Raw genomic sequence first — 24269 nt, forward strand, 5'->3', positions numbered from 1 at the left:
AATTAAGTAAATATGAATAAAATATTTTTGACTACTCTATTAGTGCTCCTAGCATTTGCAGATATGAAGGCACAACAGGATCCACAATATACGCAATACATGTATAACATGAATATTGTAAATCCCGCTTACGCAGGTTCTAAAGAAAATATCTCTTTGGGAATGCTGTATCGAAAACAATGGGCTAATATTGAGGGAGCACCAAGTTCTTTCTCTTTTTCAGGTCATGGAGCAGTGGGTAATAACGTTGGGATAGGATTGTCTTTTTTATCGGATAAAATTGGACCGATTTCTGAGCAAAATGTATACGGTGATTTTTCGTATTCTTTACAATTGGGAGAAAACCGAACTTTAGCATTGGGTATAAAAGCGGGAGCTACATTCCATAAAGTAGGATTGAGATCAATTCAGTCAAGTTTACCAGATCCAAACGAGGGAATCTTTGGGCAAGATATCAGTGATGTTAATCTAAATATTGGTACCGGAGCATTTTATTACACAGATAAATATTATGTTGCTTTATCTGTTCCTAATATGTTAAAATCAGCTCATTTGGATTATAACGGAAGAGAGTATGGGTCTGATGTGAGTCATTACTTTTTGACGGGAGGTTATGTTTTTGATCTTGATTATGATGTTAAATTCAAACCTTCTTTTATGCTTAAGTCGGCATTGAATATAAGACCTTCGCTAGATTTGTCTGCTAATTTTCTATACAAAGAGCAAATAGAAATAGGAGCAACCTATAGATTACAAGATAGTTTTGGAGGTATGGTTAATTTTTTAGTCACTCCTGAGTTACGCATAGGGTATGCCTATGACCGCACTATTTCTGATTTAAGAGTTAGCGCTCCGTCCTCACATGAATTTATACTATTGTATGATTTGTTTACGCCTAAAAAAGTTTCACGTTCTCCTAGATTTTTCTAAAATTTAATTATAATCGTAATGAAGATATATAGCCAAATACTACTTTTTGTTCTTTTTAGTGTTGTTAGTACAGCACAAACGAAGGAGACCAAAGAAGCCGACCAACTGTTTGATAGGTATGAATATGGAAGTGCAGCAAAAGCCTATATGGCTTTGGTTGACAAAGGAAATAAAAGTGAGTATGTTTATAAGCAGCTAGCTGAATCTTATTTTAAGATTGAAAAAACTGCCGAAGCAGAAAAATGGTATGCTTTGACGGTGAAATCATCTAAAGATGCAGAAACGCTTTATAACTACATTCAAGTTTTAAAATACAACGGGAAGTATGACGAAGCGAACACCCAAATGAAGTCATTTGCTAACCAATTTCCAAACGATACGAGAGCTTTGGCTTATAAAAGTAATCCTGATTACTTGAATATACTCAAGAATAAGGAACCACTTTTTGAAGTCAATAAAATCAATCTTAATGCTGAGAATTCTAATTTTGGAGCTGTGTTGTACGGTAACACACTTTATTTTGCAGCAGCAAAAAAAGAAGGAACTAGAATTTATGGTTGGAATGAAGAACCTTTTTTAGACTTATATCAATCAGAATTTAACAAGCAAGACAATACGTATGGAGTTCCAACGGGTATTTCCGAATTGAATTCAGTGTATCATGAAGGGCCTTTAACAATGACTAAGGATGGAAAAACCATTTATTTCTCAAGCGAAAGTTTCAAAGATAAACTTTTTGAGAAAGACAAAGTTAAGAAGTTGAAGTTTGGGCAAGTTTCTTTATATAAAGCAGTTAAGGACAATAACGTTTGGACCGCTATAACTCCACTGCCATTTAATGACAAAAGCTATTCTACAGGTAATCCTTCTATTGATTCCACAGGGAAAATCTTGTACTTTGCTTCCAATATGCCGGGTTCCATAGGTGGAACCGATATTTGGAAAGTGACTGTTAATGCTGATGGTAGTTATGGAACTCCTGAAAATATAGGTCCAGAAGTGAATACAGAAGCTGATGAGAATTTCCCTTTTATAGCAGATGATAATACATTGTATTTTTCCTCAAATAGGCTATTGGGCTTAGGTGGTTTAGATGTTTACGCTATTAAACTTGATGGGCCATCTAAAGCTATTAATTTAGGATCTCCTATAAATTCGAACAAGGATGATTTTTCGTTTTCAATTGATAGCGAAAATAAAGCAGGTTATGTTTCTAGTAATAGGTTAGGAAAGGATGCCATTTATTCTACGACAGCAATTTGTAAAGTGCAAGTGTTGACTATTGTTAAAAATGCCAAAACATTAGACTTAATTGCTGGAGCCAAAATTGTTGTGATGGACACCAATAAAAATGTGTTAGAAACTCAGTTTTCTGATTCCGAAGGTAAATACTTGTACAAAGGAGAATGTACTAAAAAATATATAGTGGCTGTTTATAAGGATGGATATATTACTAAGGAATTCAGCCTTGACGAATTACAAGCCGGAATAATCGCACTTGACGCAGCAGTAGATCCAATTGACGTGGTAGTTACGGAGACGGAAATTGTTTTAAATCCAATTTATTTTGAAAACAATAAGAGTAATATAACCACACAAGGAGCTGAAGAGCTGGATAAGTTGGTATACATCATGGGGCAAAATAATGACCTTAAGATATTCGTTAAATCGCATACTGATTTTAGAGGACAAGATGATTACAATATGAGATTGTCTGATCATCGAGTTGACTCCACTATCGCTTACATTATTTCAAAAGGAATCTCCGCCGAAAGAGTAACTGGTAAAGGTTTTGGTGAAACGGAGCCGAAAGTGAATTGCGGTGAGAATTGTACCGAAGAAGAACACGCTCTAAACAGGCGTTCCGAGTTCATGATTGTAAAATAAAAGCATAACAAATAAAAAAAGGATACGGTTCAAAAACGGTATCCTTTTTTTTTATTAGAATAAGTCTAACTGCTTTAAATTAGCCGTGAATGGTTTCGTTTTTACCATAGTTGGTAATAATCGATGTTTCAAATTCAATCCATTCTTTCCATCGTTTGTCCACGTCAACATTGTCGGCGTATTTGCGGGCGAAACCCAAAAATGTGGTGTAATGTCCCGCCTCACTAATCATTAAATCACGGTAAAATTTAGCGAGTTCTGCATCTTTAATATTTTCAGACAAAACCTTGAAACGTTCACAACTTCTTGCTTCAATCATAGCTGAAAACAGTAATCGTTCACATAATGCATCGTTGCGGCTACCATCTTTTTTCATGAATTTAAATAATTCATTAACATAATGATCCTTACGTTCGCGACCCAAACTCAATCCTTTGCTTTTAATTAGGTCGTGAACCATTTGTAAATGCTCTAATTCTTCCCTAGCAATAATCATTAATTCGGTTATTAATTCTTCTTTTTCAGAGTTTTGGGTGATCAAACTTATGGCATTCGAAGCTGCTTTTTGCTCGCACCATGCGTGATCAGTCAGTATCTCTTCAATATTTGATTCCACTATATTTACCCATCGTGGGTCTGTTACTAATTTTAATCCAAGCATCTCCTAACTTTTTAGTTTTTACAAAATTAAGGTTTTCTTTCTAAATAAGTAAAGTTTCATAACGCAATCCTATTTTGTTCTTTAGGGCGTGACCCGCTAAAAAGCGCGGGTCGGGCAATACGCTACAATCTTTTTTGGGGCTAAAAAAAGCCCCAAAAAAGGATTTTCACTGCTGTCCCTCACGCAAAATCCCCACTAGAATATTTTTTTAAAAATGATAATTTGAATTAGCTGTTTAATATATAATTTAAGGCAAGCGTATTTCATTGGAAATACATTTACTTTGCACTACTAATTTATATCGCTATACCGTGCAATCACTTTTAATTATTGGTTTTGTTTGGCCTGAGCCTAATTCCTCTGCAGCGGGTGGGCGAATGATGCAATTAATTGCATTGTTTCAAAAACAAGGGTATACCATTACTTTTGCAAGTCCAGCGCAGGACAGCGAATTTATGATTGATTTGAGTGCATTTGATGTCCATAAAGAATCAATTGTACTGAACTCTGACAGCTTTGATTCGTTTGTGAAAGAATTGAATCCTTCCATAGTTTTATTCGATCGGTTTATGATCGAAGAGCAATTTGGTTGGCGTGTTGCGGACAGTTGCCCTACAGCAGTCCGTCTTTTAGATACTGAAGACTTACATTGTTTGCGTTTAGCACGACAAAAAGCAGTTAAGCAAAACCGCCATTTTACAATTAATGATCTACTAATTGAGGAAGTAGCCAAGCGGGAAATAGCAAGTATTCTGCGTTGCGACTTAACCTTAATGATTTCGGAATACGAAATGGAGCTGTTACAAACTACCTTTAAGATTGATCCTTCATTATTATTTTATCTTCCATTACTACAGGACGATCATGATTTTCTTAATCTCGATAGTTTACCGAAATTTAATGATAGGGTTGGTTTTGTTTTTATTGGTAATTTTCTTCATGAGCCCAATTGGAATGCAGTTCAGTATCTCAAAGAAGTGATTTGGCCGTTGATACTAAAGCAGCTGCCGGATGCGATTTTAAATATTTATGGAGCTTATCCTTCGCAAAAGGTGTTGCAGTTACACGATGTAAAAAATGGATTTTTAATTCACGGTCGTGCCGCTGATGCCAAAGAGGTTGTAATGAAGGCACGTATTGTTCTCGCGCCTTTGCGATTTGGAGCCGGAATAAAAGGTAAATTGTTGGAAGCAATGCAATGTGGTACGCCTAGTGTTACTACTTCCATAGGTGCTGAATCCATGCATGGAGCGTTGCCTTGGAATGGAGCAGTCGCTGATGATCCTCTCATTTTTGTTGAAAAAGCAGTTGAATTGTATGGTAATGAAAAACTATGGGAATCTGCTCAAATTAAAGGCTTAGAAATAGTTAGGAAGCGCTACTTAAAAAGCGTGTTCGAGGTCAATTTTGAATCCCAGATTCAAAAACTATTGAAGGAACTACCACAACATCGTTTGAATAATTTTATGGGAGAGCTTTTGCAGCATCATACGTTAAGAAGCACGAAGTACATGTCTAAATGGATTGAGGAAAAGAATAAGTAGCAAGAGAGTAGTATTGCTGATGTGCTTTGTTCTATTATTTTTTAATTTGAAGTTTCTTATGATGAATAGTTTGTTCCTGTTTATTTGTCATTCTGAGGAACGAAGAATCTCCATTATGTGAGCGCGTTGTGTGGATTCTTCCTTCGTCAGAATGACAATATTGGGTGTATATGGTAGAAATTGTCTTGAATCATGAGTCGTTTATTTTGTCATTCTGAGGAACGAAGAAACTACATTATGTGTTCTTATAGTTTGGTGCTATCTAAAGTCCGAGTTACAATTTTTGGTATTTAGCTATTTTGTCATTCTGAGGAACGAAGAATCTCCATTATGTGAGCGCGTTGTTTAGATTCTTCCTTCGTCAGAATGACAAATAGTGGGGGATGAATTACAATGATTTTATTCCAGCACAATTTTGGTTTACCGATGAACGAAGAAAGTACATTATGCGCTCTTATAGTTTGGTGCTATCTAAACTCCGAGTTACAATTTTTGGTATTTAGCTATTTTGTCATTCTGAGGGACGAAGAATCTCCATCATGTGAGCGCGTTGTTTAGATTCTTCCTTCGTCAGAATGACAAATAGTGGGGGATGAATTACAATGATTTTATTCCAGCACAACTTTGGTTTACCGATGAACGAAGAAACTACATTATGTGTTCTTATAGTTTGGTGCTATCTAAAGTCCGAGTTACAATTTTTGGTATTTAGCTATTTTGTCATTCTGAGGAACGAAGAATCTCCATTATGTGAGCGCGTTGTTTAGATTCTTCCTTCGTCAGAATGACAAATAGTTGGGGATGAATTACAATGATTTTATTCCAGAACAACTTTGGTTTACCGATGAACGAAGAATCTCCGTTATGAGCATTTATTATTAAGTGTTCTCTAAAGTCGGAACTACAATTTTTGGTATTTAGCTATTTTGTCATTCTGAGGAACGAGGAATCTCCATTATGTGAGCCTATTATTAAGTGCTCTCTTAGGTCGGAACTACAATTTTTGGTATTAAGCTATTTTGTTTTTCTGAGGAACGAAGAATCTCCGTTTTGTGAGCGCGTTGTTTGGATTCTTCCTTCGTCAGAATGACAATATTGGGTGTATTTGATAGAAATTGTCTAGAATCATGATTCGTTTATTTTGTCATTCTGAGGAACGAAGAATCTCCATTATGTGAGCGCGTTGTTTAGATTCTTCCTTCGTCAGAATGACAATTTTGGGGAATGAATTACAATGATTTTATTCCAGAACAACTTTGGTTTACCGATGAACGAAGAATCTCCGTTATGAGCATTTATTATTAAGTGTTCTCTAAAGTCGGAACTACAATTTTTGGTATTTAGCTATTTTGTCATTCTGAGGAACTAAGAATCTCCATTATGTGAGCGCGTTGTTTAGATTCTTCCTTCGTCAGAATGACAAATATTGGGGGATGGATTACAATGATTTTATTGCAGCATAACTTTGGTTTTCTGAGGAACGAGGAATCTCCATTATGTGAGCCTATTATTAAGTGCTCTCTTAGGTCGGAACTACAATTTTTGGTATTAAGCTATTTTGTTTTTCTGAGGAACGAAGAATCTCCGTTTTGTGAGCGCGTTGTTTGGATTCTTCCTTCGTCAGAATGACAATATTGGGTGTATATGGTTGAAATTGTCTAGAATTATGATTCGTTTATTTTGTCATTCTGAGGAACGAAGAATCTCCGTTATGTGAGCACTTTGTTTGGATTCTTTCTTCGTCAGAATGACAAATAGTAGGGGATGATCGATATTTAGTTTGTTTGAGGATACTTTGGTTTTCTGAGGAACGAAGAATCTCCATTATGTGAGCGCGTTGTTTAGATTCTTCCTTCGTCAGAATGACAAATATTGGGGGATGGATTACAATGATTTTATTCCAGCACAACTTTGGTTTACCGATGAACGAAGAAACTACATTATGCGCTCTTATAGTTTGGTGTTCTCTAAAGTCGGAACTACAATTTTTGTTATTTAGCTATTTTGTCATTCTGAGGAACGAAGAATCTCCATTATGTGAGCGTGTTGTTTAGATTCTTCCTTCGTCAGAATGACAAATAGTAGGTAGCATGTTGTGAGTTTTTATATGATTATTTTATGGTATTTACTGATAAAGAATCTCTATTATGTCAGCGCGTTGTTTGAATTCTTTCTTCGTTAGAGTAACAACTAAGTAGTGATCATGTCGTTGATGTTTATAGTATTGCTTTATCATTTTAAAGTAGCGCAGAAGCATAATTAATACTCCATTTTTCGCTTTTTAGTTAGAAATCTTAGAGGTTAGTTTTTTCAATTATTGCGATTGCTTCTATTTCGATTAACCATTCTCTTTTTCCTAGTATGGAAACACCAACTAATGTACTAGCAGGATAATTGCTTTCTCCTAAAAACTCTTTTCTCACTTTTCTAAAAATAGGTAAGTCTTGCTCAGGATTAAAGTTGACGATGTATGTTGTCATTTTTACCACATCCTTAAAGGTTGCATTGCAATTTAATAGCTGTTGTTCTAGGTTTCGGAATGTACTAAACGTTTGGCTTTCGAGGTTGTTGCCGTCTCCAATTTGGCCGGATATGTGAATTGTTTTAGTAGATGTGGTCTCGGTAATGACTGCTTGTGAGAAGCCTTCATTTGGCTCGATAAAAGATTTCTTCATAGAGATAGCGGTTTTATATAATGTTCTTTTTAAAGATAATAAAAGTAACATTGTCAGTGACGAAGTTAAAAATATAATCTGTAGTATGTTTCTTTTGCATGAGGGATTGCAGCGGTATCCTTTTATGAAGTGAGAACGAAATAAAAGATTTAGCGTAAAGCCCGACCTCGCTGGAACGGTAGTGGAAGTGGGGTCATGCCAAAATAAAAAACCCGTCAAGATTACTCAAGACGGGTTTGGTTTTTATAAAATAGCAGTAGTTACGCAAGCATAGTTACTGGGCTTTCAATGTATTGTTTTAGTGTTTGTAAAAACTGTGCTCCCGTGGCTCCATCGATGGTACGGTGGTCGCAAGCTAATGAAAGCATCATGGTGTTACCTACAACAATTTGGCCGTTTTTAACGACTGGTTTCTCTACAATTGCTCCTACAGATAGTATTGCTGAGTTAGGTTGGTTGATGATAGAATTAAATTCTACGATTCCAAACATTCCTAAGTTAGAAACGGTAAACGTACTTCCTTCCATTTCAGTAGGTAGTAGTTTTTTGTTTTTCGCTCTTCCAGCTAAATCTCTCACGCTTCCACCAATTTGAGACAAGCTCATTGCATCGGTGAATTTTAATACAGGAACAACTAATCCATCTTCTACAGCTACTGCAACTCCAATATTCACATGGTGATTAATGGTGATTGCATCTTCTTTCCACTGAGAGTTGATTTTTGGATGTTTTTTCAAAGCCATTGCACATGCTTTGATAACCATATCGTTGAATGAAACTTTTGTATCTGGTAGGCTATTGATAGCTGTTCTTGCTTGCATAGCATCATCCATCGTAACTTCGATAGTTAAGTTGTAATGAGGTGCTGTAAACAATGATTCAGCCAATCTTTTCGCAATGATTTTACGCATTTGCGAATTCTTGATCTCTTCAGTAAATACTTCTCCAGCAGGCACGAACACTTTTGGTGCAGGAGCAGCAGCTGCGCTAGCTGTTTCAGTAGGGGTTGGAGCTGCAATTGGTGCAGCAGCCGGCTGTTGCGTCGTATTAGTTGCTGGTGTGAAGTTTTCGATATCGCTTTTGATGATACGTCCGTTTTCTCCCGAACCTTTAACTTGGTTTAATTGTATTCCTTTGTCACTAGCAATTTTTTTAGCTAGTGGAGATGCTAATATTCTTTTTCCGTCAGTACTTTCTTCTTGTACAGTTGGAGCTGTAGTTGTTTCGTTGTCTGCTTTTGCAGACTCTGTAGTGCTTTCAGTTTCTTCTGTTTTTGCACCCGCTTTAAAGTTGGATGCAATTCCTGAGATATCAGTTCCTGCAGGTCCAATGATTGCTAATAAGCTATCAATTGGAGCTGTGCTACCCGCTTCGATTCCGATGTGCAATAAAGTTCCTTCGTTGAATGATTCGAACTCCATTGTTGCTTTATCCGTTTCGATTTCAGCTAAGATGTCTCCTTCATTTACTTTGTCTCCAACATTCTTTAACCAAGTTGCTACGGTACCTTCAGTCATCGTATCACTTAAACGCGGCATAGTTACTACAACAACTCCTTTTGGTAAAGAAGCTGATTTAGTTGAAGTTTCTTCTTTTGGTGCTTCGCTAGTTGCTGGCTCTTCTGTTTTTTCAGTTGCAGGAGCATCTCCTCCAGCCAATAATGCTGAAATATCTTCTCCTTCTTTACCAATAATTGCTAGTAAAGAGTCTACTGGTGCAGTTTCTCCAGCAGGTATTCCGATATGTAATAAGATCCCTTCATTAAAGGATTCAAATTCCATTGTCGCCTTGTCTGTTTCTATTTCTGCTAGGATATCTCCTTCGCTTACTTTATCTCCTACGTTTTTAAGCCAAGTTGCTACTGTTCCTTCCGTCATAGTGTCGCTCAATCGAGGCATTGTTACTTTGATTGCCATAATTATAGTTTATGAGGGATGAATGGATAGTTTTCTTGTTCGTACACCACGTCGTACAATTGCTGTACTGGTGGATAATCAGACTCCTCAGCAAAATCAACACATTCTTGAACTAGATCTTTTACTCTTTGTTCAATTAGTTCGATTTCTTCTTCGGTAGCGTATTTGTTTTCCATGATTACATCTAAAACTTGTGTAATTGGATCGATTTTTTTGTATTCTTCTACTTCTTCTTTAGAACGGTACAATTGCGCATCGGACATGGAGTGTCCTCTGTAACGGTACGTTTTCATTTCTAAGAAAGTAGGTCCGTCTCCGCGACGTGCTCTATCAATTGCCTCTGTCATGGCTTCAGCAACTTTTACAGGATTCATTCCGTCAACTGGTCCACAAGGCATTTCGTAACCTAAACCTAATTTCCAGATATCAGTATGATTTGCTGTTCTTTCTACTGAAGTTCCCATTGCGTATCCATTGTTTTCTACAATAAAAACTACGGGTAATTTCCATAGCATTGCCATGTTAAAAGCTTCGTGTAGTGAGCCTTGACGTGCAGCACCATCACCAAAGTAGGTCATAGTTACACCGCCCGTTTCAAAATATTTATCAGCAAAAGCTAAACCAGCTCCTACTGGGATTTGTCCACCTACAATTCCGTGACCACCATAAAAACGGTGTTCTTTCGAAAATATATGCATTGAACCTCCCATACCTTTTGACGTACCTGTTACCTTACCTAAAAGTTCAGCCATAACACGTTTTGGGTCTACACCCATACCAATTGGTTGTACGTGGTTTCTGTATGCTGTAATCATTTTGTCCTTCGTTAAATCCATTGCATGTAATGCTCCGGCAAGGACCGCTTCTTGGCCATTGTATAAGTGAAGAAAACCTCTTACTTTTTGTTGTATGTATAATGCTGCAAGTTTGTCTTCAAACTTTCTCCACAGTAGCATATCTTCATACCACTTTAAATAAACCTCTTTTGTAACTTCTTTCATCTCTAATGTTCTTTTGCTAAAGTTTTATTGTGTTATCAATTAGTACCTATAACGCAAAAAAGTTCCTCATCCAAGTTTGCGAAACGCAAAAATAAGACATTCCAACTGAGAACTAAAATTTAAAAGCTAATTTTTAGCGTTTTTTATAAGAAGTTTTTATCGAACATTAAAGGCAATAAGTTTTTTAATGAAGATGATTTATAGATGTCTCCTGATTCGCCCATGAAGTAGATTTCGATAGGTTGCTCTTGCTTAATTTCATATTCGGCAATAGACTGTCTGCAAGCTCCACAAGGCGGAATTGGTGACTCTGTTTTATTAGTGTCTGAAGCAGCTGTTATAGCCATTTGAACTATTTTGGCATCGGGATACATAGATCCGGCATAGAAAATAGCTACTCTCTCCGCACATAGACCAGAAGGGTAGGCAGCATTTTCTTGGTTGGAACCTAAAATTACTTCACCATTGTCCAGTAGGATTGCTGTTCCAACTTTAAATTTTGAGTAAGGCGCATAGGCTTTTTTTCTACTAGTTACTGCTAGCGCCATAAGTTCTTGAGTAGCAACAGGAAGTTCTGTTACTGCATTATAAACTGATAATTCAGTTGTAATTGTTATGTTTTTCATAATGTTTTGAGGAAAAAAAATCCAAATTTCAATTGCTGAAATTTGGATGATTATTTTGAGTATTTATTAAATTAATACGTTTCGTATTTGTCTCCAAAGTTGAATGTTAAAGAAAAACGCAATGTGTTTTCTAAAGGATTAGGGATTTTTGAAGCAGAGAATAAGTATGCTACATCAATGTTTACTGAGGTATATTTAAAGCCAGCTCCTAAAGAGAAAAATCTTCTAGCTCCTTTGTCAGGACTTTCATGGAAATACCCCAAACGCATGGCAAATGAATCTTGGTAAGAATATTCAGCTCCAACGGAATAGGTTACTTCTTTTATTTCTTCTTTAATTCCCGATGGTGCGTCTCCAAATGATTTAAATATTCCAGAAACCCAACCAATAGATTTATATTCTTGTGTTGCTAGGTCAAAGTCAGTTGCATCAACTGTACCGTCATTGTTGAAGTCCTTTCCTGTGTAAGCAGTTCCGTTATAACCAACTTGAGGAGTAGGAACTAATAATTTACTAAATTCAACATTCAGTGCCACCTTATTGTAATCGTCTAGGATGAAATCAAATCCAGTACCTAATTTTAAGTTCGCAGGAGTGAAGTTGGAGTTGATCTGATCGTTATCGTAGCTAATTTTAGGTCCAATATTTTGAATATTAAATCCAGCTCTCCATCTACCATTAAATTCATTGTATGCAATTTCTTCAGACTGGTAAAAACCAGCGATGTCAATAGCGAATGTATTCGCTGCTGTACCATCTCCTGTGTCAGTGCCTACTTTTAAATTGGATCTAATGTATCGACCAGCCACTGCCATTGAGAATTTCTCACTCAGTTTTAGGGAGTACGATCCATCAAGTGCAAATTCATTTGGGGATACAATTCTTACGTCTTCTGTAGGGTCACTGGTTTGTCTTAGTTCAATGTCTCCAAAGCCAAAATAGCGTAAACTTCCCGCAAAAGCAGCTCGGTCACTTATTTTGTTGAAATAAGTTGCTTGTCCTAATGAGATGTCGTTAGCTAGACCTGTTAAATATGGAGTATAACTCACAGAAAATCCCTGCTTTTCGGTAGAGAAAGCATATTTTGCAGGATTCCACTGCTGGGAGAATGCATCAGTTGAAGTTGCTACACCATTATCGGCCATACCGGCTGCTCTCGCATCTGCAGCTACTAGTAAAAAAGGTAAGGCTGTTGTGATCACTCTGTCCTGCGCCGTAACGCTTTGTATAGAGTAAATGCAAATTAATAAAAATAGCGTTTTTTTCATTTTATAATTTAAAAATCATTGGACAAATATAGTATTTTCTTAAAGTATTACAAGTTTTTCAAACTTTTCTGCTTTGTTATTTGTTAAGCTGGATTTCACTGTCAATTTATAGATGTAAACTCCTTTTCCTATTCTGCTTCCAAAATCATCTTTACCATCCCAAGTAAGCTCTCTCGATAAAAAACCATCCGTTGTAATTAATTGGTTTTTTGTCCAAACCACTTTTCCTGTGATTGTTATAACTTGAATTTGTACCTCGAGCGGTTCAAATGGTCGGTTGTGTGTAAACCAAAATTCAGTGTAATTTACAAAAGGATTGGGATAATTAAGAACGTTTGTTAGCGTAATTCCTTCATCGGAAACCACTAAAAATTGAATCTCTACAGTGGTAGGGTTGTTGTATACATCCCATGCTTTGACGACTATGGTGTGCAAACCGGGAGCAATATTTCTTAAAGGGAACCTCAGGCTGCCTTTCGTAAAATCATCACTATTGGTTTGATAGTAGTCATTTAATTTAAAGGTATTGTTAATATCTCCGTCTAAAACAGCGGTAATATCGTGACCAATACCGCTCGCGGTGTTTATCCCGTTCTCATCTTCTAATAAAACCAATAAAAAAGGAGAGCTGTTTGTTATCCCGCCCGAAACAAAAGTTTCGTCATTCATATATAACTTTACTTTTGGACTAATATTGTCTTGAACCGCATTTTGGTTTATTCCGCCTACCTTAATAGTGGTGTCGTATCCAGTTTGGTTTTCAGTAGTTCCCGTTTTTGATGCGTAAAAGCTAATTCTTCCACTGTTGAGAGGGATCCTAATGTCTCTGGGAACGACAAAATTAAACTCAAATAACCCATTGGTTACAGATGCATTTCCTCTAAAGATTGTTTCACCTAAGGTGGTAAAATTAATTTGAGGACTATTATTGTCATTGTTGAAGGTGGTTTGGGTGCTATTTTTATCGAAAATTGCTGTGGCTACAGTTCCGGTATAATTAGTTAGTACGGTATCGTTTTCATCTGTTATTTCTCCAGATAGCTTAATCCGTGCTAATGATTTTAAATCATCAATGGTTTGTGAAATAGGTACGTCATTCACCTTAGTTAGCCTGATTTTTGGTTTCGGGATTGCCAATTTTATGGCTGGATCGCCAATGTAAAAAACTACGTTAGTCGAAGAGTTGGGGTTGTTGTTTTTAGCAATTCGCAATGCCTCTGCAATTGAAGTATATTCGTTGGAGTCGTACGATAGTAGGGTAGCATTTAATCTGTCATTAAAATTTTCGCCATTGAACTGCGATATTTCTCTGATAGTGGTTATCATGGCTATTGCTCCACCTTTTGGATTCCAATAGGTGTATTCTCCTGCTGTAGGTCTGTATGGATTGTCAAATCGAGAAAACTCACAAGTTATCGTAATAAATAAAGGGTATTTGTATTGGTTACTTAGGTTTTGGCTATCAGATTTTTCCCAAATCCGTTCAGCTGCCAATCCGTCCTCACCTCCATGACCAAGATAGTTAAAGATTAATGCCCCTTTTTCGAATGCATTGAAAATATCGGTCCTAGCTTTGGGATACCTAAATCCTCCTGCAGATGCCTCTTGGGCGTAGGAGTCCAAAATTATTTTATTTATATTTAAGAATGGTTTCTTAGTAGCAATCATATCTGCCAAATTATTTTGGCGCTCTTGTAAACTAGCATCAGAAGGGATGTCAGAATCGTCACTTATAATCACAACGTTATTTCTCCAATTGCCAAGTGCTTTTGTATCGTGGTATTGCAACACTTTATTGACCATCTCCTCAGCTTGAAGTGCGTCATTAACTAACATGCGTCCTACTGTAATATCAATTCCTCCAAAAAAAGAAATGATATTGCCTTCGTTTGTATCCATTAATCCGTAAAAATCATCTGAAGCAAAACAAGATTCTCCGATCGAATTACTATTTAAAGCATGATAGATAGGAACAACATTGGTATTGTTTGGGATTCTGTTTTTGTAGTCATAAGAGGCATCTCCGAAAAGATTAACGTATTTTAATTTTTTATCAGCAGCGGAGGCATTGTCATATATGTATTTTATGCAGTTACGTATTGCTGCAATGTCTTGTTTACCTGATGAAAATTCTTGATAAATAGATTCGGTAGTAAGCACTTTTACATTTAGATTCGTATAGGAGCGATGGAAATTAGCTAATTTTTCGGCCTGCATACTCAAGCTAGTAGGTGTAATTATGACGTAATCTACATCTGTAAATTGGCCTTGATTATTCTTAAAAACGGTCCCTTTAATGTTTTGATTCTGGATTTTAGTTTTGTTTTCTCGTAAAGGGCTATAGTAATCTGATGGATCAATCGCAATGTATTTTTTTAGAGCACCTAAATTAGCCTTAAATGACAATAGATCTTTTTTATCATTTAAAATAGTGCTGATGGTGGTTAGGTCAGTGATGTCCCAAATTTCATTTAGTCCGGCAGCGTTGCTGAAATTGTATTGAATAACGCCTGAGTTGTTAGCTGCAAGATCGTATTGAAAATGGAACTGCTTTCCGTAGCCTTGAAGTTTTCTTTTAGCAATGACGTTAATGTAGTCCAGATACCCTTTGGATCCGGGCACACCATTATTATTGTAGGTAATTTTAATTGTAGTATTTTCACTTCCTGTGGCGGTGGTGTTATTGGGCAAGGAGCCGACATTAAAGTTGATTCCAGAGTTGGCAGTAATTGCAGCTATGGAGGCGCTGCCATTATTTTGCCCATTTACATTTACAGTAAAAGAAGTTTGGGTAAAGGCTGCTGCTGCAAATGTTGCACTAATTTTGAGAGGAATAGTAGCGTCGATATTGGGGAAGTTGAAACTGAATTCTTGTTCAGATTTAAAATCAAATGCTTCACCAAACCATTGTCTTCCTAGTCTGCTGATGTTGATTGCGTCAATTTCGTGAAACTGATGGTCATCAAAACTGTCGATTTGAAGTGTGCTATTTACTGTGGGTTGGACATTATTTTGGATTCGTTTTCCATTGACTGATGATGTGCTAATATAATAGTAGGACTTGCTGTCATATAAGTTTAGATTGGTTTGGCTTTCAGAGTTCCAATTTTCAATGCCTTCACCATAAAATAAGATGTAGTCTTCGCTGTTGAATGTGCCGTCTTGCTCTCCAATAATTTTTATTGCGTTTTCGGTTAAGTCCGTAGGATACGGAATATTATTAGATAGTGGAAGCATTCTGCCTCCTGCGCCATACAAGCTAATTCGTCTAGGATCTATGGAGTTGGTATTCATGCCTAGATCATCTAAAAACTTTTTAGAAATCTTGTATACCCCTGATTTTTCAATGTAAAATCGGTACCAATCACCTGATGCAAGAACGGAGTTGGTTATCGCACTTGTTGTTTTGCTTTGTAAGTTGTTTTTTGAGCTTTGGTTATTTACGATTTGGTAGGTAAAAGATCGAATTCTTCTAAGTCCAAATTCATCATTTACAATTGGAGTTACTGATAAAAAAGTTTCGAACTTGTTTCTAGATTGGGCAGTTTTGACAAAAGCTTGTGGGCTTCCAGGAAGGCTTTCTTTTAGTAGGTCTCCCAAGTCATTTGTGGCGATATTTTCGTAAACAACGTTTTCTAGTAGTACGGAAGCTCCTTCTGAGGTAGTTATGTTTGTTATTTTGTTGCTGTATAAAATGGCTTTTTTGGCAGGGTCATATTGGAATGAATCTCCATTGAATTGCGGGATATTTATGGTGTAGCTTCCGTACTGAAGTGCTGTTTTTTTATTCCATTCAATGACAACATCACCACTATTTTGTGCAATAGAGGTAATTGAAAGTAAGAATAATGCACATAAAAGCAGGTTTTTCATTTTTTTTAGGGCAAAGAGATGAAACTATATTTAGTAAATTGGGTAAAAATATGGCTTTTACCATAAAAATAAATAATAAATAGTATAAATTTGCGTTTGTTTTGTATAATTGTCATTAGATAATTTCAAAATCTAAATTTATTAAAAATTGGTATTGCAGGGTAATGGTTAATTATTATATTGCGTCACCTAAATTTCACTTTATAATCAGTATGAAAGTAAACAAAGTTATAGCCTTACGATTGATGTTGTCAATGCTTATGGTCATAGGTTTTGCAAGTTGTAGTAAAAAGTCTAGTTCTAATAACACATCTAGAGGAACTGGGTGGAACGTAGATAGCAAAAAAGTACAAGCTGCTAAAAAACAAGAGGCTGGACCTGGTTTAGTATTTGTTGAAGGCGGTACATTCACCATGGGTAAAGTACAAGATGACGTGATGCACGATTGGAATAATACGCCAACGCAGCAGCATGTTCAATCTTTTTACATGGATGAAACTGAGGTTACTAATTTTATGTACTTGGAGTACTTAGATTGGTTAAAAAGTGTTTTCCCCCCAGATGAAGAGAATTACAGACATATATATGAAGGTGCTTCACCTGATACGTTGGTATGGAGAAATAGGTTAGGTTATAATGAAACAATGACTAACAATTATTTAAGACATCCTTCATATGCCTATTATCCTGTTGTAGGTGTGAACTGGATTCAAGCTAATGAATTTAGTAAATGGAGAACGGATCGTGTAAACGAAGCGATACTTGAAAAGAAAGGGTATTTGAAGAAAAATGCTAAAACTAATGATGTTACAGCTGAAAGTTCTTTTAATACAGATACTTATTTAGCTGCTCCAACAATGACTTATGGAGGTAATGAAGATATTGTTTTAAAAGGACCAAAAGGAGCTAGAAAAGCACCTAAGGCTGGTAAAGATGGTAAAGTAACGGAGCCAAAGAATGTCTATGCGCAACGTTCATCTGGTATTCTTTTGCCAGAATATAGACTTCCAACTGAAGCAGAATGGGAATATGCTGCTGCAGCGGATGTAGGTCAAAGAGAATACAATATTTACAAAGGTCAAAAGAAATATCCTTGGTCAGGGAGCTATACTCGTTCTGGAAAAAGACAATCCAAAGGAGATCAGTTAGCCAACTTTAAACAAGGGAATGGTGATTATGGTGGAATCGCAGGTTGGTCTGATGATGGTGCTGATATCACAAATGAAGTGAAAAAATATCCAGCAAATGACTTTGGTTTGTATGATATGGCAGGAAATGTGGCGGAATGGGTTGCCGATGTTTATCGTCCAATAATTGATAACGAAGCAAATGACTTCAACTATTTTAGAGGTAATAAATACACTAAAAATAAGATTGGTGCAGACGGTAAAGTGGAGATTGTAACTCTTGAGACAATGAAAAGGGATACATTGAGCAATGGTAAAATCATTGTTAGAAGTTTTCCAGGTCAAATCGCACAAGTTCCAGTTGATGAACAAGAAACGTACTTAAGACAAAACTTTAATAAAAGTAATAACATTAATTATCGAGATGGTGATAAGCAGTCTTCTAAGTATTACAACTTTGGAGAATCAGAATCAGATGATGCTGACAAGAAGATTGACAAAATGTACAACTCGCCTAAGCATAACGTAACTACGGATAGTTTGGGAGCAATGATTAGAAAGTACGATAGATCTAGCAAGAGAACTACTTTGATTAATGATGAAGTAAGAGTTTATAAAGGTGGGTCTTGGAGAGACAGAGCGTATTGGTTAGATCCAGCACAACGTAGATATTTTCCTCAGGATATGGCAACAGATTACATTGGATTTAGATGTGCAATGTCGAAAGTTGGTCCAAAAGCAGAAAAGAAGAAATCAGCTAGAAATTAATTTTTATATAAAATAACAGTAAAAAGCCCTTTCATTAGGGCTTTTTATTTTTAAATCACTTTTTAATGGATATTAGTACTATTCACGGTTTGTTTTTGAAATGTAGTTCCATTTCAATAGATACAAGAAAAATTGAAAAAAACTCTTTATTTGTAGCGATTAAAGGTGATAATTTTGATGCCAATACGTTTGCAAAAGAGGCTTTGGAGAAAGGGGCATTGTATGTTATTATTGATAATGAATCCTATTATATTGATGAAAGAACAATTCTTGTCAACGATAGCCTAAAAGCACTCCAAGAGCTGGCAAAGTTTCATCGTACCTATTTAAAACTTCCAATAATTGCATTAACTGGGAGTAATGGTAAGACCACAACTAAGGAGCTTATTCATGTTGTGTTAGCTAAAAAATACAATACTAAAGCAACAATTGGAAACTTAAACAATCATATTGGAGTTCCATTGACTTTGCTTTCCTTTACAGCAGATACTGAAATTGGTATTGTAGAAATGGGTGCTAACCATAAAAAAGAAATTGAATTTTTATGTGATTTAGCGCTTCCAGATTATGGGTATATTACCAATTTTGGTAAAGCGCATCTCGAGGGTTTTGGAGGAGTAGAAGGTGTCATTGAAGGTAAAAGTGAAATGTATCAAAATTTGAAACTACATAACAAATTAGTTTTTGTAAACAGTGACGATGCGATTCAGCTTAATAGATCCAATCAAATGAATGTTTTTTCATTTGGTTTAAATAATACCAATGTTGATCTAAAAATTGATTCGGTTACAGCTAATCCTTTTGTTGTTATTTCCTATGGGGAGATTACTATTGCTTCGCATTTAATAGGTTTGTACAATGCGAATAATTTAAATGCGGCTATTGCAATTGGTAAATACTTTAAAGTTAGTGATTATCTAATCAAGCAAGCGCTAGAGTCGTATGTCCCGGAAAACAACAGATCGCAAATGTTGAAGAAAGGGAGTAGTCAAATCATACTAGATGCGTACAATGCAAACCCGAGCAGTATGGCAGTTGCTATTGATAATTTTGTGCAATTGGGTGAACCTAATAAAGTAATGGTTCTGGGTGATATGTTTGAATTAGGTACAGAAAGCTTGTTAGAACACAGGATGATTGTTGATAGGTTATCAAGAATAAAAGACTGTGATTGTTATCTAATAGGGTCTGATTTTTATTCGAATAGAGTGGCAGAAGCTCATTTGAAATTCTTTCCTTCTTTTGAAGAGTTTGTAATTTATTTAAAGAATCTAGCTATTAAAAATAGTATTATTTTAATTAAAGGTAGTAGAGGTATGGCGCTGGAACGTACTTTAGATTTTCTATAATTAATGAGTGCTTACTAAAATTTTTAAACACCTATTTCTTTTTTTGAAGTGGGTGTTTTCTTTTTGTAGAAATCCAATTTTTACTCAAGTAATTTCTCTTTGGTAACGAACAGCCTAGGGGGTGTTTCTGTTAAATTACTTTAGAATGCTTTTTGCTACCTGTTTCAAGATAGTTGCCTTTTTACTAAGATGGTATCGGTTTTTATTTTTTTTAGTGTAATTTTAGCTAAGGAAATGGTTGTAGACGTGATCATGTTAAGTTATACTCGTTTTTATTATAAAACAGCTTTTAAAATCCATTATTATGAAAATAGGAAGTCCAGTTTTTTTGATATTCTTTTGTTTTAGTGGGTTCTCCCAAACGTTAAAAAAAGTAGATGTTTTTAGTATGAAGGGTAAAACGGCTACTGTGTTTACAACGGCGGAAAACACCAATTTAAGATTACAAAAGACGCAGGTAGATTTGCAATTTAAAGAATTGAAGCAACCAATGGAAACGCAACTTTGCGTTTTTGTCAATCCAACTAAAACCTTTCAAGCCTATCTTGGAATTGGAGGGGCTATAACAGATGCCAGTGCAGAAGTTTTTGCTAAATTGACCAAAGAAAATCAACAAGAATTTTTAAAGGCCTACTACGATAAAGAAAAAGGGATCGGATATTCTATTATTAGGACCAATATTCATAGTTGTGATTTTAGTTCAGGAAGTTACACCTATGTAGCTGAGGGGGATAAAGATTTAAATACATTCAATATCGATCACGATAAGACGTATAGAATACCATTGATTAAAAAAGCCATTGCTACCGCTGGTGGTAAAGCTACGGTTTATGCTAGTCCGTGGAGTCCTCCTGCATTTATGAAGGATACTAACAGTATGCTGCAAGGAGGTAAGTTGCTTCCGGAGTATTATCAGGCTTGGGCTAATTATTACATAAAATTTATTAAGAGCTACGAAAAAGAGGGGATTCCTATTTGGGGGTTAACGGTTCAGAATGAGCCAATGGCAAAACAAACGTGGGAGTCTTGTATTTACACGGCTGAAGAGGAGCGCGATTTTGTAAAAAACTTTTTAGGGCCATCGCTTAAAAAAGCGGGGTTAGGGGATAGAAAGCTTACCGTGTGGGATCATAATCGCGATTTATTGACACAAAGAGCGTCTACAATTCTTGATGATCCAGAGGCTAGTAAATATGTTTGGGGTATTGGTTTTCATTGGTATGAAAGCTGGAGTGGGGGAGCATCTATGTTTGAAAATGTTGGGAAAGTTCATGAAATGTATCCTGACAAAAATTTATTGTTTACCGAAGGTTGTGTTGAGAAGTTTGACTATCCCAAATTGCAGCTTTGGGCAAATGGTGAACGTTATGGTGAGTCTATGATTCATGATTTTAATAATGGTACTGTAGGTTGGACAGATTGGAATGTTTTACTAGATCAAAATGGAGGTCCTAATCATGTGGGTAATTTTTGCTTTGCGCCGCTTCATGGAGATACAAGAACGGGTGCTTTAATTTATACGCCTTCCTATTATTATATTGGTCATTTTTCAAAATTTATAGGGAAGGATGCTAAAAGAGTTAGCAGTGTATCTAGCCGCAGTGCGTTAATTACGACCTCTTTTTTAAATCAAGATGGGAAGGTGGTAACCATTGTTATGAATAAAACAGATAAAGAACTAGACTATAAGCTATGTATTGGAACTCAAGCGACATCAATAAAAATTCAGCCACATGCTATTCAAACAATACTGTTCTAAATAGGAATTTTATAAACCTGTAGCATAAGGTGTGTTCGATAAAGATAATTCGGTTATGCTCTTGTAATTCTTCAATTTGAATTAATACAAAGTTCTTGAATTTCAAAAAAAATGAAATTATTCCAAAAAAAAACTCCTTAATTTCTTAAGGAGTTTTTTGTGGGCGATGAGGGGTTCGAACCCCCGACCCCCTCGGTGTAAACGAGGTGCTCTGAACCAGCTGAGCTAATCGCCCTATTTTACTAGGTTGCTATCATTTCCTGATTGCGAGTGCAAATATATAGTTGTTTTTCGTTTCTGCAAAATGTTTTTGCAATTATTTTACTAATACGTATTGCTTTTTTTATATGTGTCTGAATCGTAAATAGTTGTAGTTGCTAAAATAAATACGATTACAACTGCGTGTTTACCGGTACTTCTGCTACAACGAAGGTGCTGCCACCAATGTATATAAAGTCATTTTTGGAAGCGTTTTCCATGGCGGCCTCGTAGGCATTTGAAACAGAATGGTATAGGTTGCCTATAAGGGAGAATTCCGCTGCTTTGGTTTGTAAAACTGTAGCATCTAATCCACGAGGAATATTGGGTTTGCAAAAATAGTAGATGGCTTCTTTAGGAAATAGGGGCAATACTTCGTCTAGGTTCTTGTCATTAACAACTCCAAATACGATATGTAATTTTTGGTATTTTTCTCTTTTAATTTGATTGAGAACAATCGTTAATCCTTCTGCATTGTGTGCAGTGTCAACGATGGTTTTAGGTTTAGCGTTTATTTGTTGCCATCTTCCTTGTAAGCCTGTATTAGAAACAACCTGTGCTAAACCAGTTTTTATGCATTCCTCATTAACTTTGAATTCTGTTGTTTTGTTAAGGATTACAAGTGTTTGCAGTACTGTTTTTTTATTTTGTTCTTGGTAGTCACCAAGTAAATCGGATTCATATGAAGTTTGTATTAGATCGGATGCAAAATAAATCGATGCTGTATTATCTTTGGCTTTGGCCAAAAAAACGTCCTTAGTTTCCGTTGTGTACTCTCCAATTACAACTGGGACATTTGGTTTTATAATGCCGGCTTTTTCCTGAGCAATTAATGGGATGGTGTTTCCTAAAAACTGCGTATGATCCAATCCTATATTGGTTATGACTGACACCAACGGATTAATTACGTTGGTGGCATCAAGTCGGCCACCCATGCCTACTTCGATTATAGCGATGTCTACTTTTTCATGTTTGAAATAAGAAAACGCTAATCCTACACTCATTTCAAAAAAACTAATATCGTTCGCTTCAAAAAAGGCCTTGTTCTCATTGATAAACGAACAAACAAAATCTTCCGATATTTCGATTCCGTTAATTTTAATGCGTTCTCTGTAGTCTTTAAGGTGTGGTGAAGTATAAAGGCCTACTTTGTAGTTTGCTTCTTGTAATACGGAGGCTAGCATGTGCGAAGTTGAGCCTTTCCCGTTGGTTCCCGCCACATGAATGCACTTTAGATCTTGTTGTGGGTTATTGAGATGGTCTAACAACCGAACGGTATTTGTCAAGTCTTTTTTATAAGCCGATGCGCCTTGGAGTTGGTACATTGGAAGTTGACTGAACATCCAATCCGTTGTTTCTTGATAATTCATTTGAGTGTTTTTGACGTCCAAAGAGATTTACTTATTCGCCTAGTTTAAAGTTCACAGTGATAAAACCTATTTGTGTTTCGGGTGCGTTAGAGTCTGGTTGCCATTTATACTTTCTGGCTGTTGCCAAAGCGGGCTCGACTAAACAAGGATTAGTATTGGTTGTTCCTTTTGTGTATTTAGCTGCAATCACATTTCCGCTTCGGTTTACAGTGATTTGCACGACAACCGTACCGAATTCATTGCACTTTTGTACTTCTTTTCCTCTCGAGCTAATGCTTCGCCCGTTCAGTCCCCAACCGCTTCCATTTCCTGTTCCGCCACCGGATCCATAGTAGCTATTGGCATATGGATTGCCGTTTATGCTACCTTTGTCGCCAGCAGTATTGTCAGGTCCTTCGCCACCTTGTGCTTTTCCATCTGATTTTGGACCATTAATTAAGCTTGATAGCGCATCAGAGGTGCTTTTAGATGGTTTAGGGTTTTCTTTAGGCTTGGGTTTAACTTCTTCAGTCGCGACCTGTTTTGTAGGTTGTGCTTTTTTTACTTCCTTAATAACAACTGCCTCTTCTATATCTTGAGATAATACTTCGTCGTCACTTGACGCGGCTGATTTAGCTGCGGTTGGCTGCGGTGCTGATTGAATGGGTTCAGTAGGTTGAATGTCTCCAGAGCCAAATTCAGTGGTACCAAAATTAATGGCAATTCCGTTTTCTGGTGGCGGGTCTAAAGATGTTAATCCTAAATAGAAAAACAAAACAAAAAGAATCACAAAAATTATTGATGTGATGACAAATGATTTCTTTTCTTCTTTTGTATCTAAATATTTCATGTAGAAGGAATCGGTTGCTAAATTTCTGTTGGTATTATTTTGGCCTTACGGCTAAAACTACTTTAATTTGATTTCTATTTGCGATGTCTAAAACATTCACCGCTTTTTCAATTGGTACCCCTTCTTCAGCTCGTAAAATAATAGCTTTAGTGTTGTCAGCTGTAAAAAGAGATAGTAATTTTAACTCTAATTCTCCTTCTGCAACTGGTTCTTTATCAATAAAAAATTCTAGTTTTTTATTGATACTTACCGCGATATTTTTGTTGCTATCGGTCTTTCCTTTCGCTTTTGGCAAAACTAAATCCAATGCGTTCGTAGTTACCATCGTCGATGTTAGCATGAAAAATATCAAAAGTAAAAAAACGATATCTGTCATGGATGACATGTTGAATTCGGCACTAACCTTATTTCTTCCTCGTAAATTCATA

The 24269-nt window shown here is 36.2% G+C and carries 16 protein-coding genes and 1 tRNA gene; 6 read left to right on the forward strand and 11 right to left on the reverse strand.

The window, feature by feature from the left end; genetic code table 11:
* Positions 1-12: 12 nt before the first annotated feature.
* Positions 13-930 (forward strand): PorP/SprF family type IX secretion system membrane protein, encoded by a 918-nt coding sequence (locus ACZ2G0_RS05990; RefSeq protein WP_470309449.1) that lies wholly within the window; start codon positions 13-15, stop codon positions 928-930.
* An 18-nt stretch (positions 931-948) separates the two neighbouring features.
* Positions 949-2817 (forward strand): OmpA family protein, encoded by a 1869-nt coding sequence (locus ACZ2G0_RS05995; RefSeq protein ID WP_470309450.1) that lies wholly within the window; start codon positions 949-951, stop codon positions 2815-2817.
* A 79-nt stretch (positions 2818-2896) separates the two neighbouring features.
* On the opposite strand, the gene ACZ2G0_RS06000 is transcribed toward ACZ2G0_RS05995, so the two are convergent.
* Positions 2897-3478, reverse strand: a complete 582-nt coding sequence (locus ACZ2G0_RS06000) for a MiaE family protein (protein WP_470309451.1) — start codon at positions 3476-3478, stop codon at positions 2897-2899.
* A gap of 311 nt (positions 3479-3789) precedes the next feature.
* Here ACZ2G0_RS06000 and ACZ2G0_RS06005 point away from each other — a divergent pair, with 311 nt between their 5' ends.
* Positions 3790-5022, forward strand: a complete 1233-nt coding sequence (locus ACZ2G0_RS06005) for a glycosyltransferase (RefSeq protein ID WP_470309452.1) — start codon at positions 3790-3792, stop codon at positions 5020-5022.
* Positions 5023-7316: 2294 nt separating this feature from the next.
* Here the strand turns inward: ACZ2G0_RS06005 and ACZ2G0_RS06010 are convergent.
* From ACZ2G0_RS06010 to porU, 6 genes are all read right to left on the reverse strand, one after another.
* The gene (locus tag ACZ2G0_RS06010) at positions 7317-7697 is read right to left on the reverse strand and encodes a RidA family protein (RefSeq protein WP_470309453.1); all 381 of its coding nucleotides are present in this window, start codon (positions 7695-7697) and stop codon (positions 7317-7319) included.
* Between the two features lie 260 nt (positions 7698-7957).
* Positions 7958-9613 (reverse strand): dihydrolipoamide acetyltransferase family protein, encoded by a 1656-nt coding sequence (locus ACZ2G0_RS06015; protein ID WP_470309454.1) that lies wholly within the window; start codon positions 9611-9613, stop codon positions 7958-7960.
* Positions 9614-9615: 2 nt separating this feature from the next.
* Positions 9616-10614, reverse strand: coding sequence for a pyruvate dehydrogenase (acetyl-transferring) E1 component subunit alpha (gene pdhA, locus ACZ2G0_RS06020; protein WP_300285996.1), 999 nt, complete (start codon positions 10612-10614; stop codon positions 9616-9618).
* 143 nt (positions 10615-10757) lie between these two features.
* Positions 10758-11240 (reverse strand): cytidine deaminase, encoded by a 483-nt coding sequence (gene cdd / locus ACZ2G0_RS06025; RefSeq protein ID WP_470309455.1) that lies wholly within the window; start codon positions 11238-11240, stop codon positions 10758-10760.
* A gap of 71 nt (positions 11241-11311) precedes the next feature.
* Entirely contained in the window at positions 11312-12508 is a 1197-nt protein-coding gene (gene porV, locus ACZ2G0_RS06030; protein WP_470309456.1) for a type IX secretion system outer membrane channel protein PorV, read from the reverse strand.
* Between the two features lie 39 nt (positions 12509-12547).
* Positions 12548-16381, reverse strand: a complete 3834-nt coding sequence (gene porU, locus ACZ2G0_RS06035; RefSeq protein ID WP_470309457.1) for a type IX secretion system sortase PorU — start codon at positions 16379-16381, stop codon at positions 12548-12550.
* 212 nt (positions 16382-16593) lie between these two features.
* Here porU and gldJ point away from each other — a divergent pair, with 212 nt between their 5' ends.
* The 3 genes from gldJ (at position 16594) to ACZ2G0_RS06050 (ending at position 21384) form a co-directional block, all read left to right on the forward strand.
* Entirely contained in the window at positions 16594-18276 is a 1683-nt protein-coding gene (gene gldJ, locus ACZ2G0_RS06040) for a gliding motility lipoprotein GldJ (protein WP_470309458.1), read from the forward strand.
* Positions 18277-18341: 65 nt separating this feature from the next.
* Positions 18342-19625, forward strand: coding sequence for a UDP-N-acetylmuramoyl-tripeptide--D-alanyl-D-alanine ligase (locus ACZ2G0_RS06045; RefSeq protein WP_470309459.1), 1284 nt, complete (start codon positions 18342-18344; stop codon positions 19623-19625).
* A 304-nt stretch (positions 19626-19929) separates the two neighbouring features.
* Positions 19930-21384, forward strand: coding sequence for a glycoside hydrolase family 30 protein (locus tag ACZ2G0_RS06050; protein ID WP_470309460.1), 1455 nt, complete (start codon positions 19930-19932; stop codon positions 21382-21384).
* 160 nt (positions 21385-21544) lie between these two features.
* Here the strand turns inward: ACZ2G0_RS06050 and ACZ2G0_RS06055 are convergent.
* The 4 genes from ACZ2G0_RS06055 to ACZ2G0_RS06070 all read right to left on the reverse strand — a co-directional run bounded on the left by ACZ2G0_RS06055 (position 21545) and on the right by ACZ2G0_RS06070 (position 24268).
* A tRNA-Val gene (locus ACZ2G0_RS06055) sits at positions 21545-21619 on the reverse strand.
* A 157-nt stretch (positions 21620-21776) separates the two neighbouring features.
* Positions 21777-23012 (reverse strand): bifunctional folylpolyglutamate synthase/dihydrofolate synthase, encoded by a 1236-nt coding sequence (locus tag ACZ2G0_RS06060; protein WP_470309461.1) that lies wholly within the window; start codon positions 23010-23012, stop codon positions 21777-21779.
* 31 nt (positions 23013-23043) lie between these two features.
* Positions 23044-23841, reverse strand: a complete 798-nt coding sequence (locus ACZ2G0_RS06065) for an energy transducer TonB (RefSeq protein WP_300286012.1) — start codon at positions 23839-23841, stop codon at positions 23044-23046.
* A gap of 34 nt (positions 23842-23875) precedes the next feature.
* Positions 23876-24268 (reverse strand): ExbD/TolR family protein, encoded by a 393-nt coding sequence (locus ACZ2G0_RS06070; protein ID WP_470309462.1) that lies wholly within the window; start codon positions 24266-24268, stop codon positions 23876-23878.
* Between the last annotated feature and the right edge of the window lies 1 nt (position 24269).

It is taken from the genome of Flavobacterium sp. KKT103 (genome assembly GCF_055640565.1).

Bases quoted from the DNA above. Each gene is read 5' to 3' on its own strand.
- ACZ2G0_RS05990 (WP_470309449.1), top strand. From the start codon at position 13: ATGAATAAAATATTTTTGACTACTCTATTAGTGCTCCTAGCATTTGCA.
- ACZ2G0_RS05995 (WP_470309450.1), top strand. From the start codon at position 949: ATGAAGATATATAGCCAAATACTACTTTTTGTTCTTTTTAGTGTTGTT.
- ACZ2G0_RS06000 (WP_470309451.1), bottom strand. From the start codon at position 3,478: ATGCTTGGATTAAAATTAGTAACAGACCCACGATGGGTAAATATAGTG.
- ACZ2G0_RS06010 (WP_470309453.1), bottom strand. From the start codon at position 7,697: ATGAAGAAATCTTTTATCGAGCCAAATGAAGGCTTCTCACAAGCAGTC.
- ACZ2G0_RS06015 (WP_470309454.1), bottom strand. From the start codon at position 9,613: ATGGCAATCAAAGTAACAATGCCTCGATTGAGCGACACTATGACGGAA.
- pdhA (WP_300285996.1), bottom strand. From the start codon at position 10,614: ATGAAAGAAGTTACAAAAGAGGTTTATTTAAAGTGGTATGAAGATATG.
- cdd (WP_470309455.1), bottom strand. From the start codon at position 11,240: ATGAAAAACATAACAATTACAACTGAATTATCAGTTTATAATGCAGTA.
- porV (WP_470309456.1), bottom strand. From the start codon at position 12,508: ATGAAAAAAACGCTATTTTTATTAATTTGCATTTACTCTATACAAAGC.
- porU (WP_470309457.1), bottom strand. From the start codon at position 16,381: ATGAAAAACCTGCTTTTATGTGCATTATTCTTACTTTCAATTACCTCT.
- gldJ (WP_470309458.1), top strand. From the start codon at position 16,594: ATGAAAGTAAACAAAGTTATAGCCTTACGATTGATGTTGTCAATGCTT.
- ACZ2G0_RS06045 (WP_470309459.1), top strand. From the start codon at position 18,342: ATGGATATTAGTACTATTCACGGTTTGTTTTTGAAATGTAGTTCCATT.
- ACZ2G0_RS06050 (WP_470309460.1), top strand. From the start codon at position 19,930: ATGAAAATAGGAAGTCCAGTTTTTTTGATATTCTTTTGTTTTAGTGGG.
- ACZ2G0_RS06060 (WP_470309461.1), bottom strand. From the start codon at position 23,012: ATGAATTATCAAGAAACAACGGATTGGATGTTCAGTCAACTTCCAATG.
- ACZ2G0_RS06065 (WP_300286012.1), bottom strand. From the start codon at position 23,841: ATGAAATATTTAGATACAAAAGAAGAAAAGAAATCATTTGTCATCACA.
- ACZ2G0_RS06070 (WP_470309462.1), bottom strand. From the start codon at position 24,268: ATGAATTTACGAGGAAGAAATAAGGTTAGTGCCGAATTCAACATGTCA.